Below are 15,653 nucleotides of genomic sequence, written 5' to 3' on the forward strand. Positions count from 1 at the left end.
GTGTCCCTCAATGATAGATGCCGAACGCGTCGCGCAATATTTTGCGCCTTATCGCTGTTGTGAGGCGAGCCCGAGACCCAGGCGGACGCGGGCAGTCGCGTCGCAAGGTTGTGGGGACTAGAGGCTTGCCCGGCCCGATCCGCCGCCATTGACCATTGCCGGCATAAAGCAGAGCGTGACGATGCTTGCTCAATACCGTCCGGACTTCCCAATCGTCGTGGGGGCCCCAGGGCCGGTCGTCGATCCAGAGCCAATGACCGCCGCCATCTTGGGGTTCCAAGGGGTCGATGTGGAATAGGAGGGGGCGTGCGCCGGTCGCGGTAAGCTCCGCCGCCATGGCTGCGAAGCTCTGCGTTGGCGCTTGGATCACAGCCTCGTCGGCAAGACGCAACAACGGTAAGTCATCAGAATGATCGGTCAGAACCACGACCCGCACCCCGGCAGGGTCTTCGTCGGCTTCAATCAGCCGAGCCGCAGCTTCGGCCTTGCGCGTGCCCAGCAGTTCGTGCCAGTCGGGACCGACGGAGGACCGGGTTGCAAGGCAACTCGCACCCAGACTTGCAGCAAGCGGTGCGGCGTAAAGGTCGGGGGCAGCGGTTGCGAGGATAATCTGCGCTCCGTCGTCGCGGAGCCTAGCAAGCCCAGTCAGCACTGGCGCTGAAGTTGTCCGCTCAAGCCGGCTGAGGGTCTCGTCGATGACTGCTCTACGTCGGGCATCGGGCCAAGCCGCGAACCAGCTAAGAGTCCGCCGCTTCATCGCTTCATGACCACCACCGAATTGGCCAAGAATACGTGGCGCGAGCAGCAACAGAAACCTGAAGCGTTCCCAAGCACCTGCATTCTTCCAAATAACTGACAAGAATTGATGGAAAGAATTGTCAAGTACAAGGGTTCCGTCCAGATCACAAAACACAATTGTCCGCACGTCAGGTCGCAAAACGTCGATCATACCTTTGATGTTCCGCGAAAATCATAGGACCAAGGAAACCGGCAAAGCGTCTCTCTGTAGAGTGCAATATCGGGTTCGTAGCATGAATTTGCACGTGTGTGTGTCACCACTGCCGTTATAATCTCGATGTTATGCGGCAGGTTGGCGCGGATTGACTCAACTACAAGTTTGAGGGTTCGTCCGCTGTCGACTGCATCGTCGATCACAAGAATTCTACTGCCACCTCGATTTTGGAGATGTGCGCTTACCACAGCTGCGTCATCAAGCAACTTTTGAGTTGCTTGATGATCAACTATATTTCTTTGCCTGCTGTCCTGGCGCTCAAGCAAGATGTCCTCAAGCTGGCGCAGCTTGTTGGACAGAACATAAGGCAGCTTGTTCAAGCTCCATTTCGAAACGCCACGGGATTTTGCTGAAGTGCTCGCCCTTCGCATCGCACAAGCGAGGATTGGCACATCAGCTACGTTTTCCAACAACCGCGCGCAAATCTCGCCTCCTGTCGCAACTCCTACTATGAGGTCAGGGGGGCCGAAGCGTTCAACTACAGAGGCCCACATTCGGTTCATTTCACTCGCGAGCGAGTCATGATTCAACGTAATAACCGGTTTCATAGCAAACTCCTAAAGCCATGACCTGCCCCTTTTCTCAGGGCCACTTGTGAGAAGAGCCTGTTCCCCTTTTGTGTGCCATCATTCGGCTGCGTGAGCAATGGGCGCAGGCGCGGAGCCATCAGGTAGCTCAAGCGTCGGTGCCCATTGCGTTTTGTCGAAGGGCCGCGCTGCGGCGAACTCCTCCGGCGTCTGATACTTCAAGCTGCTGTGCGGGCGTTCCGTATTGTAATCGGCCCTCCATTCTTCGATAATCTCTCGGGCTTCACCGATGCTCGTGAACCAGTGCTGGTTCAGGCATTCCTCGCGGAACCGCCCGTTGAAGCTCTCGATGTAAGCATTCTGCGTAGGTTTCCCCGGGTCGATGAAATACAGCTGCACGCCGTGATCATCGGCCCATCTGTCCATGGCCCGACCACGAAGTTCCGGGCCGTTATCAACGACCAGGATATCGGGGTATCCTCGCTCCCGGGCAACCCGCTCCAGCATTTCCACAACCCGCTCACCAGGCAGAGAAAAGTCCACCTCGATCACCGGGCATTCGCGGGTGCAATCGTCCTTGAGATTGGCGGTGCGGAACTTCCGGCCATTGGCCAACGCATCGCTGGTGAAGTCGAGCGACCAACGCTGGTTGGCAGCGATCGGGCACCAACTGCCCTCACGCGCCTCGCGCGGGATCTTCTTGCGCTTCGTCCGGCGCAGCCATAGGCGCTCCTCCCGATAGAGGCGCTCGACGACCTTCACGTTCACCTTGAAGTCCTCGCGGACAAGCTTGGCATGCAGCATGCGATAACCATACCTCCTGTGTTTGCCTGAAAGAGTGATCAGGCGTTCTCGAAGTCGCACATGGCGGTCTGGCCGTGCCCGATAGGCCAGGCTCGACCGCGAAATCCCGACCAGCCTGCACGCCCGCCGCTCCGTGAACTGATGATCCGCCATCAGCGTCTTCACGGCATCCCGGCGGTGTGCAGGCGTCAGGAGTTTTTTGCCAGCAGCCCTTTCAGACCCGAATTGTCGAGCATGGCATCCGCCAGAAGCCGCTTGAGTTCAGCGTTCTCGGCTTCCAGATCTTTCAGGCGGCGCAGTTCGGAAACCTGCATGCCCCCATACCGGCTCTTCCACTTGTAGAGCGTCGCATCCGACATGCCATGCTTGCGACACAGCTCCGCGACCTTCGCCCCGGCCGTATATTCCTGCAAAATCCGGACAATCTGTTCTTCCGTGAAACGTGATTTACGCATTCTTTGTTCTCCTCGTTGCTTCGAACGTTACGAGAACAAACTCTCCTTTTGAATGGCCCAGTTTCTTGGGGGCAGGTCACTGATCGCGGCAAGAACAGCAGGGGCCGTATTGCGCCTTCGGGCTCAATGAGGATAGCGCCCGGATCAATTCCGACTTCCTGCAGTTGCTCGGTCACGATGAAACGGAAGTCGCTGTTCGTAATGACAACGGGCTTCGCGAACGCGTCGCTGGCCATCCGCAATGCAGACCCTTGGAAAAGCGTCTTGTCTCCGACCAAGGGGACGAACTGCTTCGGATAGGATTTGCGAGAGAGGGGCCAGAGGCGAGTCCCGGAGCCGCCGCACAGGATGACGGGAGTAATCATGGGATATCCAAACGTAACTAAAATATACTGATCGGATAGTCGGCAAGCATGTCGAATACAAGACAATCAACTTTCGGTGTGCCTAGAAATTCGCCAGTTGTGCTGTTTTGCGCGTTTTCTGCGCATGATTGCCACCAAGAGTTGCTGCATGTGCAGCATTGCAACGCGTGCGTGGGTTGTCGGTTATACGTCTGAAGCGCGGATTTTGTTGCATGACTCTTAAGGGAATCGTTCGCACGACGGCGTGGCCATACCGTTTTGGATGGCTGCGCCGTGATGGCTACGCTTCCTACTTTCGTCGTAGGTCTTCCTCCTAGCATTCCCGTTTGACTGGTATAACCTCTCGCTAACGGAGGAGTTTTTCATGCGTAAGAGTCTTGATCGGAAATTGGCTGCCATTCGTGCGGGGAAATATACCCCGACGGACTTTATCATTGCGGATGCCAAGGATGGCGACATGGCGTTTGGCTGTGCCACGCCAGGCAAGGGGCCGGACGGCAAGATGAAGCCGCTGCGCGCTTATCGTGACGACATGATGAAGGTGACGAAGTCCGGTCTGGTCGACATCATGCTGATGTCGCTCTCCTCGGCCGAAGTGATGCAGTCGGAGGGGCTGTTCCATAAATCGGACGTTACGCCTGCGGTGCGCCTCAATGATACGACAGACATCTGGCATGTGCGCGGGGGCTCGTACCCCAAGCATCAGATGAAGAACTTCCGCTCTGCGCGGTTGGATCGTGTGAAGCCCGTCGCGCCGCTCGGCCTTTATTCAGTGACGTTCTACAACGATCTGGAGCGCGATCATCAGACGCTCGAAGAGTTTGTGAAATTCCGCAATGAGGCGTCGGCCGAGGGCGTGAATTACTTCCTTGAAGTGTTCAATCCGCAAATTCCTGTCGAGACCAATGGCGATTTCGCGACCTACAACAACGACATGATCGTGCGCTGCCTTGCCGGTGTGTCGCGTCATGAGCGTCCGGCGTTCCTCAAGGCGGTCTATAACGGTCCCGCCGCGACCGAAGAAATTGCGGGCTACGATCCCGAGAACCTGATCTTCGGTATCCTTGGCGGTGGAGCGGGCACGACCCGCGATTGCCTCGAACTGATCCGTCAGGCCGAGAAATACGGCGCGCGCGTCGCGCTGTTCGGGCGCAAGATCTACTATTCCGAGGACTCCGTGCTGATGGTCAAAGCCATGCGCCGTGTGCTCGAAGAGGGCATCACCAGCGAAGAAGGCGTGAAGGCGTTCCACGGCGATCTGCAAACGGCAGGCATCTCGCCGATGCGTTCGCTGGAGGACGATCTCGTGATTTCGGAAAGCATCCTCAAGCCAAACGTGTGACCCATGCGCAAAGGCTTTGTGACCGCCGGAACATGGTGCGTCGACCGCAATATCACGGTCGATAGCTGGCCCAAGGAAGACATGGCCGCAGTGGTGCGGAATGTCGAACTCGCGGGCGGCGGGTGCGGTTGTAATTTCGCGGTCGATATCCGCAAACTCGATCCCACGATGCCGGTTGCGACCCAAGGTCTGATCGGCGCGGGAGAGATGGGCGATTTCCTGATAGGTATTGCCGACGAGTATGGCATCGACAGAAAAGGGCTGCACCGGACGGCCGACGCGCAAACGCAAATGACCGACGCCTACGTTTCGACCCAGACGGGGCGGCGGACGCACATCCTGTTCTTCGCTGCGGCGGATCTGCTGACGCCGGACCATTTCGACTTCAGCGATTGCAGCGCGAAGGTCCTGCACCTCGGCCTGCCGGGCATCCATAAACGGATGGATGCGCCGTGGGGTGACGACGCCAACGGTTGGGTGGCTGTTCTGCGCAAGGCCAAGGCGGCGGGGCTCAAGACCAACTTCGAATTCGTCGCAAGCCCCGAGGAGAAAATCCGCGAGGTCGGTCTGCCGTGTCTGCAGTACCTCGACACGCTCGTCGTCAATGATTTCGAAATCGGAGCGCTCGCCAGGCGCCAGACCGTCGATGATGGCGTTACAGATGTGGCCGCGGTTTTCGAGGCTGCGCGCGATGTGCTGGCCAAAGGCGCGATGGACCTCGTCGCCGTCCATTTCACGAGTGGAGCCGTCCTCGTCACCCGCGACGGCACCGAGGTTTTCCAGCCTTCGGTCAAAGTCCGCGATGAAGACCGCAAAGGCGCGAACGGAGCGGGCGACGCGTTCGCCGCCGGTTTCCAGTATGGCATCCATGAAGGCTGGTCAGGGCAGGACGCCCTGAAGCTCGGCCACGCGACCGCTGCGGCGTGCCTGCGCTCGGTTGGCACCTACACAACGGTCGGTACGGTGGCTGAATGCCTCGATCTTGCGCAGCAGTGGGGGTGGCGGGAGGCATAGCGCGGTCCGCCATTGCCTCGCCCCTCTGCGGATGGTGTTACCGTTGAGATGCACAGGCCGGATAAGCTGATGACTTAACCTCGTGAGAGGCAACGCACTCACAACTCTCAAATTCCCCATCACGATGAGCGTTTTTGATCGGATGTGTTAGGCGACAATAATTTGCGTATCTCCGGTGGGCGCCTGATCGGACAGCGGAGCATCGGTAATCAGAGTATCGATCTCGTCCAAGCCGCAGAGTCGATGTAGCGCGCGGCCGTTTAGCTTACTGTGGCCCATCATCAGGACGCTCTTGTTGGCGGCCTTCAGCAAGCCGCGTTTCGCAGCAACGACCTGTTCGTCGGGGTGAAACACATCCGGCAGTGTCGCGGCGGCGGAGGACAGGATGCAGAGATCCAGCAAGAGCGTTTTGTAGGCATCTTCGGCAGATGGACCGAAGAGCCCCGCGAAGCGCCGGATCAGCGTTCCGCCGACGACCACGAGGTTGATCTGTGGGATCTGCGCGACGGCCTCAATGATGGGCAAAGAACCCGTCACCACCGTCACTCCGCTGCGCTGGGCGAGGTGCGGGACGACCGTCGCGACCGTCGATCCATAGCCGAGGCCAACCGTCATCCCGTCCTTCACCAGCGCTGCCGCTGCCTTTGCCATGCGGGCCTTTTCAGGCAGCGATTGCATGGCGCGGAAGCGGTAATCGCTTTCGAAAGACGGATCGCCCGACACCGTGATACCGCCGCGTACCCGTGCCGCCCAACCCTCGGCTACGAGCGCGTCGAGGTCGCGGTGAACCGTCATGCGGCTCACTTTGTGGCGGCGCTCGATATCCGCCGACTGGACGGTGCCATGCGCCAGCAATTGTTCGAGGATATCGCGGCGGCGGTCGTCAGAGCTCATGCGAATTCCGGCTGGCCGTTGTCTGCGAACACGATGCGATGGTGGCGGCGATAGCGTTCGACCAGCGCGGCTTCTTCCTTAGCGATGCGCACCGTGTCCCAACCGCAGATGGTGGCGAGGGTTTGCACAAGTTCAGTCAATGCGCCGCGCGGCTGCGGGCCTTCGAGGAACAGGGCGCTGCGCCCGAACAGAACGTCCTCGGCGGTAGCTGCGACCTCGTGATTGACGATGAACGCCAGCTCCTCGCGGGACACTTGCGGCAGGGTGGCGAGGAAGGTTTCCGGCCCGTCAAAGGTGGCGGCAATGTCTTTTGCGCGCGAGCCGTAGCAGGCGACCAGACGCGCAGCGCGGGCGTGGGTTGCGCCCATTGCGGCGACTTCGCTGATCAGTTCTTCGGTCGGGGCAGCTTTGCGCGACAGGCCGCGACCGCCGCCGATCGGCAGGTAATCGGTGTGGGTCTTGCGCGATTTGCCGAGCTTGCCAAGCACCGCGTCGGTCGCCTCTGCTGCGAAGGCGCGGAAAGTCGTCCACTTGCCGCCGACCAGCGCGATCACGGGGAACGGGCGGTCTGCGGTCGGCGCAACTTCGGGCATCGAGTGGTCGCGGCTGACCTTGCCGGGATCGGTCGCATCGCTGGCGGGTAGGGGGCGCACGCCGGCGTAGCTGAAGAAGATGTCGTCGCGGGTGGCCTTCACCTCGGGGAACACGGTGCGGAGCGCGCCGAGCAGGTAATCGGTTTCCTCGTCATCGCAAACTACGGAGTCAGGGTCGGTCACGGGAATGTCGGTGGAGCCGAGCAGAACGTGGCCCATGAAGTTCGAGATCAGGCAGAGTCGCCCTTCGGCAACCTCGAAGTAGACCATGCGGCCATGAAGGCGCTCGGCCAGCACAGGCAGATCAAGCAGCAAGTGGCTGCCCTTGTTGCCGCCGATCATCTTTTTCGCGCCGCCAGCGGCATCGTTCACGCCGTCGATCCACGCGCCAGCGGCGTTCACCATGATATCGCAGCCGATGCGGAAGACCTCACCGCTGAGGGCGTCACGCAGAACCGCTTTGCCGTCTTCGACACCATCGAACGACAGGTGGTTCAGGGCCACGCTGCCGTCGCACGCATCCATGCCGTCCAGCGCCAGTTCGACAGTCAGGCGCTCGGGCGAGGTGATCCACGCATCATAATAGGACGCGGCGGCGACGATCTTCGGGTCGAGGTCGGGGATTTCGTGCAGGGCATCCCCGCGCGAGATCATCCGGTGGCGGGGCATGACGCGATCATTCGCGCCGTAGATATCGTAGACCGTCAGGCCCGCTTTGATCACAGCCGCGCCGCGCTGGGTGACTTTCGCGGGCATTTTGAAAAAGCGCTTGATCGCGGGAATGATGCCGGCGGTCCACGAATGGATCGGCAGGACCATCTCCAATGGGTGCACGTAGTGCGCCGCGTTGGAGAGAAGGCGGTTCCGTTCGTGGGCGCTTTCCTTCACGAGGCGGAACTCGCCGTTCTCCAGATACTTAATGCCGCCGTGGATCATACGAGACGGGGCGCGGCTGGCGCCCGAGCAGAAGTCGCCGCGCTCGACCAGCAGGCTCGGAACGCCTTGTAGGGCGAGATCGCGGAAAGTACCCATGCCGTTGATGCCGCCGCCCACGATGAGGACGGGTGTGTGGGTCATGGTGCGGAGCTTCGCGAGCAAATCATCGCGTGTGCGGGTCATTTCAAATCCTTTCGTGGAGCGCCGCAATGGTCCGTGCGGCCTCCTGATATCTGGCCCACTGCGCAGAAAGGCGCTGGGCGTCGGGTTCGTAAGTGAGGGTGGTGCTGGACGTGCGCGCTGCCGCGTCCGCCCAGTCGGAATAGGTGCCGATTGCAAGTCCCGCGCAGATCGCAGCGCCAAGCGCGCCGGTCTCCATCGTTTCAGGGACTTCGATCTTGCGGTTCATCGCGTCCGCGAAAATCTGGGCGAAGTACGGATTGCGGCTGCTCCCGCCAGTGAGGCGCAGGTGTTCGGTGGTGCGTTCGGGGTCGAGGATGTCAACGTGGTGCCGATGATTGAACGCGATGCCTTCGCCCACCGCGCGGAGCAGGTGCCCGCGATTGTGCCATCCGCGCATTCCGATGAACGATCCAGGCACGTCGTTGCGATGGGGCGAGCCGTAGAGGTAGGGCAGGTAGATCACCTCGGACGGGTCGACAGCCACAGCGTCGAGTTCCGCTTGCAGCAGTCCGAACGGATCGTCAGTCGCCAGCGCGTCCTTGGCGGTCTGTCCAAGGAACCAGTCGAGCGTCGCGCTTGAGGCGGGCGAAATCGACATATTGTACCACTGACCTGGGTAAAGGCCGTTGCGGCAAAGCCAATCGGGGTGGGTTTCCGGTTTGTCGCGGAACTGTTCGTTGATCGAATAGGTGCCTGCGATGACCGCGAGCGTGCCCGAGCCCGTGACGCCCGCGCCAACCGCGCAAGCGATGACGTCATGAAGGCCGGTGGCGACCGGAATGCCTTCGTCGAGGCCGGTGAGTGCCGCGGCCTCGACCGTCACGTAGCCTGCGACTTCATTGGGCAGCAGTACCTCGGGCAGGGCGTGGCGCATCTCGGTCAGGTCGTAGAGCGCAAGCGCCTCGTCCGAATATTTCTGCGTTTTCACATCGACGAAGCTGACGCTGCTTTCGGTGAAATCCGTCGCGGCCTTTCCGGTCAACGCGAACCGCATCCAGTCTTTGCAAGACAGAATCGATCCGATCGCCGCATAACGCTCTGGCTCGTTACGTTTCCAGTAGGCGAGCAGCGAAGACGGCGCGGCGGGGAAGGGACGCTGCCCCGTCAACGAGAGCGCTTTGTCAGACGTGCCGTCGGCGTCCCATTCCTCGACAATCTTTTGCGCGCGGCTGTCGAGCGAGGTTGCCGCAAGGCCGAGCGGTTGGCCCTCACGGTCGATCAGGTAGACGCCGTCTCCGTGGCCCGACACCGACACAGCGGATGGCATGACGCGCTGTCCCTCGGCCTCGGCTGCGAGGGTCAGCGCCTCGCGGATGGCTTGGGCGACGGCGTGCCAATGGGCCTCCATATCGCGCTCGACGAAATGCGGGCGGTCCTTGATCTGCGGGACGCCGCATTTGCCGGTGGCCACGACCGATCCGTCCTCCCGAAAGATGACGGCTTTGGTGACTGTCAGCCCGCTATCGAGCCCCATCAGATACGTGGTCATGGCCTGTCCTCCTCAGCCTTTCGGGGTGGAAGATGGAGTATGTGACCAAATGTAACAAGAAAAATGTTACAAATTTATGTTGCAAAAATTACACGTTGGATGTTCTCAGGTGCTTTGTGTCGGCTAACGTTCTGTTTCGCTGGATACATTTCAGTTCCAAACAAAAAGGCCGCCGGCGATTTCTCGCGGCGGCCTGTCAGTTTTGTTTAGCCAAGCGCTCAGCGGAACGCCGGACCATGCACCCAAGTGGTTAGCGAGTAGCGAATCCCGTCGGTCACGTTGGTCACGCGGTGAGGGACGAAGCTGGGGAATAGAGTCGCGCCGCCACGTTCGGTCGCGGCGGTTTCGACCTGACCCGTGCCGTTCAGTTCCAACAGGCCGCCCTGATAGTCGGCCGCATCGCTGAGTTGCGCGACGAGCGTCAGTTTGCGTTTCTCCGCGAAGGTCCCCGCGCCGATGTCCGAATGCCAGTCGAAGTGGCTGTCGTTGTCGGCCTCGTAGATTGCGACCTGCGAGCGCTCTGCAAATTCGGTCAGATCAAAGCCGAAGTGCTCGCGGTTGGCGCTGGCAACGGTCGACATTACGCGATCGAAAACCCATGCTGCATCGCCTGTCTCGTCCAGCCACGAAATACGCGCTGTGCGGATGTTTTCGTTCTGGCGACCGCGTACGAGGCCTGCCTCGCGCGGACCTTCGGCCATGGCGAGACGGATGATCTCGTCGCATTCGGTGTCGGAAAACATGGCGCTGATGGTGAGCGGGCTAAGCATGGCGTTACTCGGCAATGGAAGAATCGTAGACGCGTTTGCTACTCACTCTGGCGTTGCAAATCTTCGTGGATTGCGACCACTTGAATGGTCGCAATTGAAGCGCCAGTTTGCGACATTGTATGACGCAATCAGGCGTTTGATGTGCTTTCAAGCGCGAGCTTGAGGCCGAGTGCGGCAAACGATGCCGCAAAGGCGCGGCGCAGCCAGTTCATCGCGCGCTCGCTTTGCAAAAGGCGCTGGCGGCCCGTTGCGGCGAGCAACGAATAGCCCATGAAAACCACAAAGGTCATAGTGGTGAATCCGAAGCCTAGCTCTACTAGCAGTCCGAACGAGCTGCCTGCCGGAACGAATTGCGGAATGAACGCAACGAAGAACAGCGGGATCTTGGGGTTCAAAATGTTCAGCAGAATGCCGCGCGAGACGAGGCGGGCGGCGGGTTCGGGCTCTGCTGGTTTCACCGACAGTCCGCCACGATCATTGATGACCGCCCACGCCATCCAGAGCAGGTAGGCCACGCCCGCAAACTTGATCGTCTGGAATAGAACCGCGCTGGTGTGAAGGATCGCTGCAAGGCCCGCGAGAGCAATGGCCAAATGGAACACCGTAGCCAGCGTGCAGCCGACCGACGCCCAGAACCCTGCGCGCAGACCGCTACCGAGCGTAGACGACAGGGTGTAGATCACGCCGATGCCCGGTGCGAGGCACATGATGAAGGCGGTCACGAGGTATTCGATGGTCATAAAAAATGCTCCCGCAAACTGGTTACGGGAGCACGCTAGGTGACGGTCTGCTTTTGGTAAACGCTTAAGTCGAGGGGAGGGGCTTTCGCGTTACCAGCAAGTGTAGCCGCCGTCGGCCTGTACGATAGAGCCTGTCATGAGGCTCGCCGCTTCGGAGGCGAGAAAGAGAACGACCGATGCGACCTCTTCGGGCTTGCCCATGCGGGCCATCGGAGTGCCGCCGATCCAGTGGCGGTACATCTCTTCGTTCTCATAGACGTACGTGTTCATCTCGGTCTCGATGTAGGTCGGCGCAACCGCGTTGACGCGGACCCCGCGCGACGCCCATTCCGCCGCAAGCGAGCGGGTCAGGTGGTGGACGGCGGCCTTGGACGAGTTGTAGTTCGCCTGTTCCTGCGGGCGGTTCACGATGTCTGCGGACATGGAGCCGATGTTGACGATCGAACCGCTTCCGCGCTTGAGCATCACGCGCCCGAAGGCGCGGCAGCACCAGAAAACACCGTTGAGGTTCACGTCGATGACCTTGTTCCAGACCTCGTCCGACATGTTCTCTGCCGGATGGTTGGAGATCGCGATGCCAGCGTTGTTCACGAGGATATCGAGCCCGCCTTCAGCTTCGACCTTGGCGGCCAGCGCATCCACCGCCTCACGGTTGGTGACGTCGAGCGTGGCGGCCTCGGCCGAATAGCCCTTGTCACGCAGAGCCTGCGCGGCGGTTTCGGCCGCGTCGCCCATGTCGGTTAAAATGACGTGGGCACCGCCTTCGGCGAGCGCTTCGGAGATGGCCGCGCCGATGCCGCGTGCTGCGCCGGTGACAAGTGCGCGTTTGCCGGTGATCGAGAATTTTTCGAGATACATGTCAGGTCTCAGCGTTTGAGGGCGGAGGTGCCGTATTGCAGAAGCATGGCGCCGATGATGATGACTCCCATGAATACCTGCTGGTGATATCCGGGAACGTTGGCGAGGTTCATAAGGTTGGCGATTACGCCCAGAATGACAACGCCGATAAACGTGTTAATCGCGCCGCCGCGTCCACCCAGAAGGCTCGCGCCGCCGATGACGACCGCCGCGATGGCGTCCAGCTCCGCGCCGACAGAGATCGTAGCCGAGCCGATGCCAGTGCGCGAGGTCGAGATCACACCAGCCAACGCCGCGAGGCCGCCGGATATGGCGTAGACCGACACTTCATACTTGCTAATGGAAATGCCCGAGAGGCGCACGGCTTCGGAGTTGGAGCCGACGGCTTTGACCATGCGACCAAAGCGGGTGAAGCGTAGGGTCAGGCCGGCGATGACGAAAACGGCGATCATCAGGATAACGGGGTAGGGTACGCCCGCGAAGCGGCCAACACCGAATTCGGTGATCAGTTCACCCGCGCTCCCCATGCGGATCGGCTGGCCGCTCGATGCGATCAGGGCGAAGCCGCGTGCGATGGTCATGACGGCGAGGGTGGTGACGAACGGCGGCAACTTGAGAAACGCGACGAGCGCGCCCGACAGCAGACCGCAAGCGATGCCGGTGCCGACAGCGGCGGCCAGTGCGATGCCGGTGCCGTATTCCTGGATCAGGACAGCCGCGATGACGGAGCCGAGCGCAGCAACAGAGCCGACCGAAAGGTCGATGCCGCGCGTCAGGATCACGAAAAGCATACCGACCGACATCAGGCCGATGCCTGCGACTTGGCGCAGCACGTTGAACAGGTTGCGTTGGGACAGGAATACATCCGACATCCACGTCGCGAAGATGAGCAGTGCCAGCAGAATAATCGCCGGACCGACCGAGTGGATCAGGTCGGGCAGGCGGGCGGACAGCTTGCGCTGCGATTTCTGCGGTTCGAGTTCGATAGTGGTCATGGTCGCTCCTCCTCTCAGGCTGCGTCGCCGACGCCGGGCATCGCGAGCTTGAGTAGATTTTCCTCGGAATATTGGTCTTTGGTCAGTTCGCCAGTCAGTTCGCCTTCGCGCATGACGATCACGCGGTCACACAGGCCGAACAGTTCGTGGTGCTCGGACGACACAACGAGAACGGCGCGTCCCTCTGCGGCAAACTGTTTAATCAGGGCGTAGATTTCCGACTTTGCGCCGACATCGACACCGCGTGTGGGCTCGTCGAAGATCAGCAGGTCGACGTCCGCGTGGAACCACTTGGCCAGAACGACTTTTTGCTGGTTGCCGCCCGACAGGGAGGACACCGGATCGTCGATGCTGCCAGCCTTGAGGCGCAGTGCCTTCGCCAGCTTTTCGGCGGTCTCGTGTTCTTTGCGGCCACGGATGATGCCGAGTGGGCCGGTCAGCGGTTTCAAGCGCGCCATTGTCGAGTTGATGCGGATCGCCGTTTCGAGGATCACGCCGTGTTCCTTGCGGCTCTCGGGCGCGAGGCCGATGCCTGCTTTCACCGCGTCCTTGGGCTGGCGGAGTTTCAGCTTCTTGCCGTGGAGGTAAACGCTGCCGGTGTCTGCTTTGTCAGCGCCGAAGATCAAACGCATCAGCTCAGTCCGTCCCGCGCCGACAAGTCCGCCGATGCCGACGATTTCGCCTGCATGGACGGTGAGCGATGCGTTGCGGACAGCCGTCCCGCGACCCAAGTTTTCCAGTCGCAGAACTTCCGCGCCAACGGGGCGGTCCACGTCTTCGCCGAATAGGTCAGACAGCGGACGCCCGACCATCAGGCGGATCATGTCATCAATTGACAGTCGCTCGCGGTCCAGCGTTTCAACCGAACTGCCGTCCTTGAGAACAGTCACGCGGTCGGAAATCTGCATGATCTCGTCGAGGCGGTGGGAAATATAGATGACCGCGACGCCCTTGGCGCGCAGTCCTTCGATGATCGCCAGCAGGCGCTGGGCGTCCTGAACCGACAAAACAGCGGTCGGTTCGTCAAAAACCATCACGCGGGCATTTTTCGAAAGCGCTTTCGCGATTTCGACAATCTGTTGGTGGGCAACGGAGAGGGAACCGGCAAGCGCATCAGGAGAAATGTCGAAGCCGAGGCTCTGGATCAGCGTACGTGCGCGGCGGCGCAGGTCGGGCCAGTTGATGAAACCCGGAAGCTCGCCGAGGAAAATGTTCTCGGCCACCGTCAGATCACCGGCCAAAGCCATCTCTTGGTGAATGACGACGATGCCTTCGTCGATCGCTGCCTGCGGGTTGGCGAAGCGGATCTCTTTCCCGTCGATCGAAACGGTTCCATGGGTGGGTGTGTGCTCCCCGCCCAGAACGCGCATCAGGGTCGACTTTCCGGCCCCGTTTTCGCCGACGAGAGCGTGAACTTCGCCCTCCCTCAAATCAAAATCGACGCCCTGAAGCGCCTTAACTCCACCGAAATATTTGTGGATGCCGCGTAGTCTTACGATCTCGGCCATAATGTCACCCTCCGTTTGGTTGTCGCGGATGGTCCGGGCGAAGTGCTGCCCGCCCGGACCGGAGTGCGATTAGAAAACGGCTTCGGGGTCGTAGTAATCGCCCACGTTGTCTTGGGTGATGACAGCCGGTTCGGTGTAGGTGATCGACGGCACGTCGGTCAGTTGGCCGTCGATGACGCCCTTCGCGATGTCTACTGCGGTCGCTGCAACAACTGCGGGGTTATTGAGGCCGGTCGCGCCGTATTCGCCGGTTTCGATCAACTCGAGAGCTTCTTTCTGTCCGTCAGCAGCGGCGACCAGCATGACCTGATCTTCCAGACCTTCGGCGCGCAGTGCGTTGCGGGCACCCAGAAGCATGGAGTCGTTCTCGCCGAGGACGATGTTCACGTCCGGATGTGCGGTGAGGATGTCTTCCATAGCGGTCAGGCCGCCTTCGTTGCCCCAGCCACCCCAGCCTTGAGCGACAACTTCGAAGCTCGCGTGGCCTTGGTTCTGAAGCTGACCTTCGAGGAGGCCCGCGAGAACGCCGAGGCGACGCTCACGGCCGACTTCGTTGCCCTGATCGCCCGAGAGAAGCGCGATTTTCAGGTCCTGACCTGCGGTCTCGTCTGCGAGCCACTGGCCGACGAGCATACCGTTCTGGGTGTTCGACGACTGGACGAGGGTGACGATGTTCGCCGACGCATCGACCGAGCTGTCGATGGCGATGACGGGGATGCCAGCAGCGGCGGCAGCGTTGATCGCGGGGACGAGGCCCTGGCTGTCACGTACGTTGATGATCAGCGCGTCGACGCCCTGAGCGACGAGGTCTTCAACGTCCGAAACCTGCTTGTTCAGGTCGTTGCCTGCGTCAGCCGAGATCGGGGTGCAGCCGATTTCTTCGGCGCGCTTGCGAGCGGCAACGTCCTGCGCTGCGAAATACGGAGCGTCGAGGGTCTTCATCGAAATACCGATGGTGCAATCATCCGCAGAAGCTGCGCCAGCCATCAGAATTGCAGCGACGGACGAAGCGGTAGTGAGTTTCAGAAATTTCACGGATTTCCTCCCAGTTTTTGCGGGGAAGCTCCTCTGCCTCCCTCTAATTTGGTAGTTTTAATACTAAACAGTATACCGGTCAACAAATATGACGGAATTTACTACACAAAAATATAGCAAAACTACATAAATC

The 15,653-nt window shown here is 60.4% G+C and carries 14 protein-coding genes and 1 pseudogene; 2 read left to right on the plus strand and 13 right to left on the minus strand.

The window, feature by feature from the left end; translation table 11 throughout:
• Positions 1–7 precede the first annotated feature (7 nt).
• The 4 genes and pseudogenes from IF204_RS00885 to IF204_RS00900 form a co-directional block, all read right to left on the minus strand.
• Complete coding sequence (locus IF204_RS00885; protein WP_194093925.1) at positions 8–949, minus strand: HAD family hydrolase; 942 nt, start codon at positions 947–949, stop codon at positions 8–10.
• On the minus strand, positions 946–1,560 hold the full coding sequence (locus IF204_RS00890) for a phosphoribosyltransferase family protein (protein WP_194093927.1): 615 nt from the start codon (positions 1,558–1,560) through the stop codon (positions 946–948). Before IF204_RS00890 ends, IF204_RS00885 begins: the two co-directional genes overlap by 4 nt.
• A 78-nt stretch (positions 1,561–1,638) precedes the next feature.
• Positions 1,639–2,798 (minus strand): IS3 family transposase gene (locus tag IF204_RS00895; protein WP_194093722.1). Its coding sequence is split into 2 segments (ribosomal slippage): positions 1,639–2,546 and positions 2,546–2,798, totalling 1,161 coding nucleotides; the frame shifts between segments, so codons are not numbered across the junction.
• Between the two features lie 84 nt (positions 2,799–2,882).
• Positions 2,883–3,163: pseudogene (locus IF204_RS00900) on the minus strand (sugar phosphate nucleotidyltransferase); the annotation flags it as partial.
• A gap of 364 nt (positions 3,164–3,527) precedes the next feature.
• Between IF204_RS00900 and IF204_RS00905 the strand changes: the two are divergent.
• Both IF204_RS00905 and IF204_RS00910 read left to right on the plus strand, forming a co-directional pair.
• Positions 3,528–4,505 (plus strand): hypothetical protein, encoded by a 978-nt coding sequence (locus tag IF204_RS00905; RefSeq protein WP_194093929.1) that lies wholly within the window; start codon positions 3,528–3,530, stop codon positions 4,503–4,505.
• Between the two features lie 3 nt (positions 4,506–4,508).
• Entirely contained in the window at positions 4,509–5,519 is a 1,011-nt protein-coding gene (locus tag IF204_RS00910) for a carbohydrate kinase family protein (protein WP_194093930.1), read from the plus strand.
• A 147-nt stretch (positions 5,520–5,666) separates the two neighbouring features.
• Here IF204_RS00910 and IF204_RS00915 read toward each other — a convergent pair whose 3' ends face one another.
• The 9 genes from IF204_RS00915 to IF204_RS00955 form a co-directional block, all read right to left on the minus strand.
• Entirely contained in the window at positions 5,667–6,413 is a 747-nt protein-coding gene (locus IF204_RS00915) for a DeoR/GlpR family DNA-binding transcription regulator (protein ID WP_194093932.1), read from the minus strand.
• A complete protein-coding gene (locus IF204_RS00920; RefSeq protein WP_194093934.1) occupies positions 6,410–8,125 on the minus strand; it encodes a glycerol-3-phosphate dehydrogenase/oxidase in 1,716 nt (571 codons plus the stop codon). Before IF204_RS00920 ends, IF204_RS00915 begins: the two co-directional genes overlap by 4 nt.
• A 1-nt stretch (position 8,126) precedes the next feature.
• Positions 8,127–9,614 (minus strand): FGGY-family carbohydrate kinase, encoded by a 1,488-nt coding sequence (locus IF204_RS00925; protein ID WP_194093936.1) that lies wholly within the window; start codon positions 9,612–9,614, stop codon positions 8,127–8,129.
• A gap of 218 nt (positions 9,615–9,832) precedes the next feature.
• Positions 9,833–10,384, minus strand: a complete 552-nt coding sequence (locus IF204_RS00930; RefSeq protein WP_194093938.1) for a 2OG-Fe(II) oxygenase — start codon at positions 10,382–10,384, stop codon at positions 9,833–9,835.
• Between the two features lie 128 nt (positions 10,385–10,512).
• Positions 10,513–11,124, minus strand: a complete 612-nt coding sequence (locus tag IF204_RS00935; protein ID WP_194093940.1) for a LysE family translocator — start codon at positions 11,122–11,124, stop codon at positions 10,513–10,515.
• A 90-nt stretch (positions 11,125–11,214) separates the two neighbouring features.
• Entirely contained in the window at positions 11,215–11,982 is a 768-nt protein-coding gene (locus IF204_RS00940) for an SDR family NAD(P)-dependent oxidoreductase (RefSeq protein ID WP_194093942.1), read from the minus strand.
• Positions 11,983–11,990: 8 nt separating this feature from the next.
• Positions 11,991–12,977, minus strand: a complete 987-nt coding sequence (locus IF204_RS00945; protein ID WP_194093944.1) for an ABC transporter permease — start codon at positions 12,975–12,977, stop codon at positions 11,991–11,993.
• A 14-nt stretch (positions 12,978–12,991) separates the two neighbouring features.
• Complete coding sequence (locus tag IF204_RS00950; protein ID WP_194093946.1) at positions 12,992–14,485, minus strand: sugar ABC transporter ATP-binding protein; 1,494 nt, start codon at positions 14,483–14,485, stop codon at positions 12,992–12,994.
• 69 nt (positions 14,486–14,554) lie between these two features.
• Positions 14,555–15,520 carry a substrate-binding domain-containing protein gene (locus IF204_RS00955; RefSeq protein WP_322743244.1) on the minus strand — a complete coding sequence of 322 codons (966 nt, stop codon included), beginning with the start codon at positions 15,518–15,520 and terminating at the stop codon, positions 14,555–14,557.
• Positions 15,521–15,653 lie beyond the last annotated feature (133 nt).

This window comes from Marivivens aquimaris, assembly GCF_015220045.1.
Classification (GTDB): domain Bacteria; phylum Pseudomonadota; class Alphaproteobacteria; order Rhodobacterales; family Rhodobacteraceae; genus Marivivens; species Marivivens aquimaris.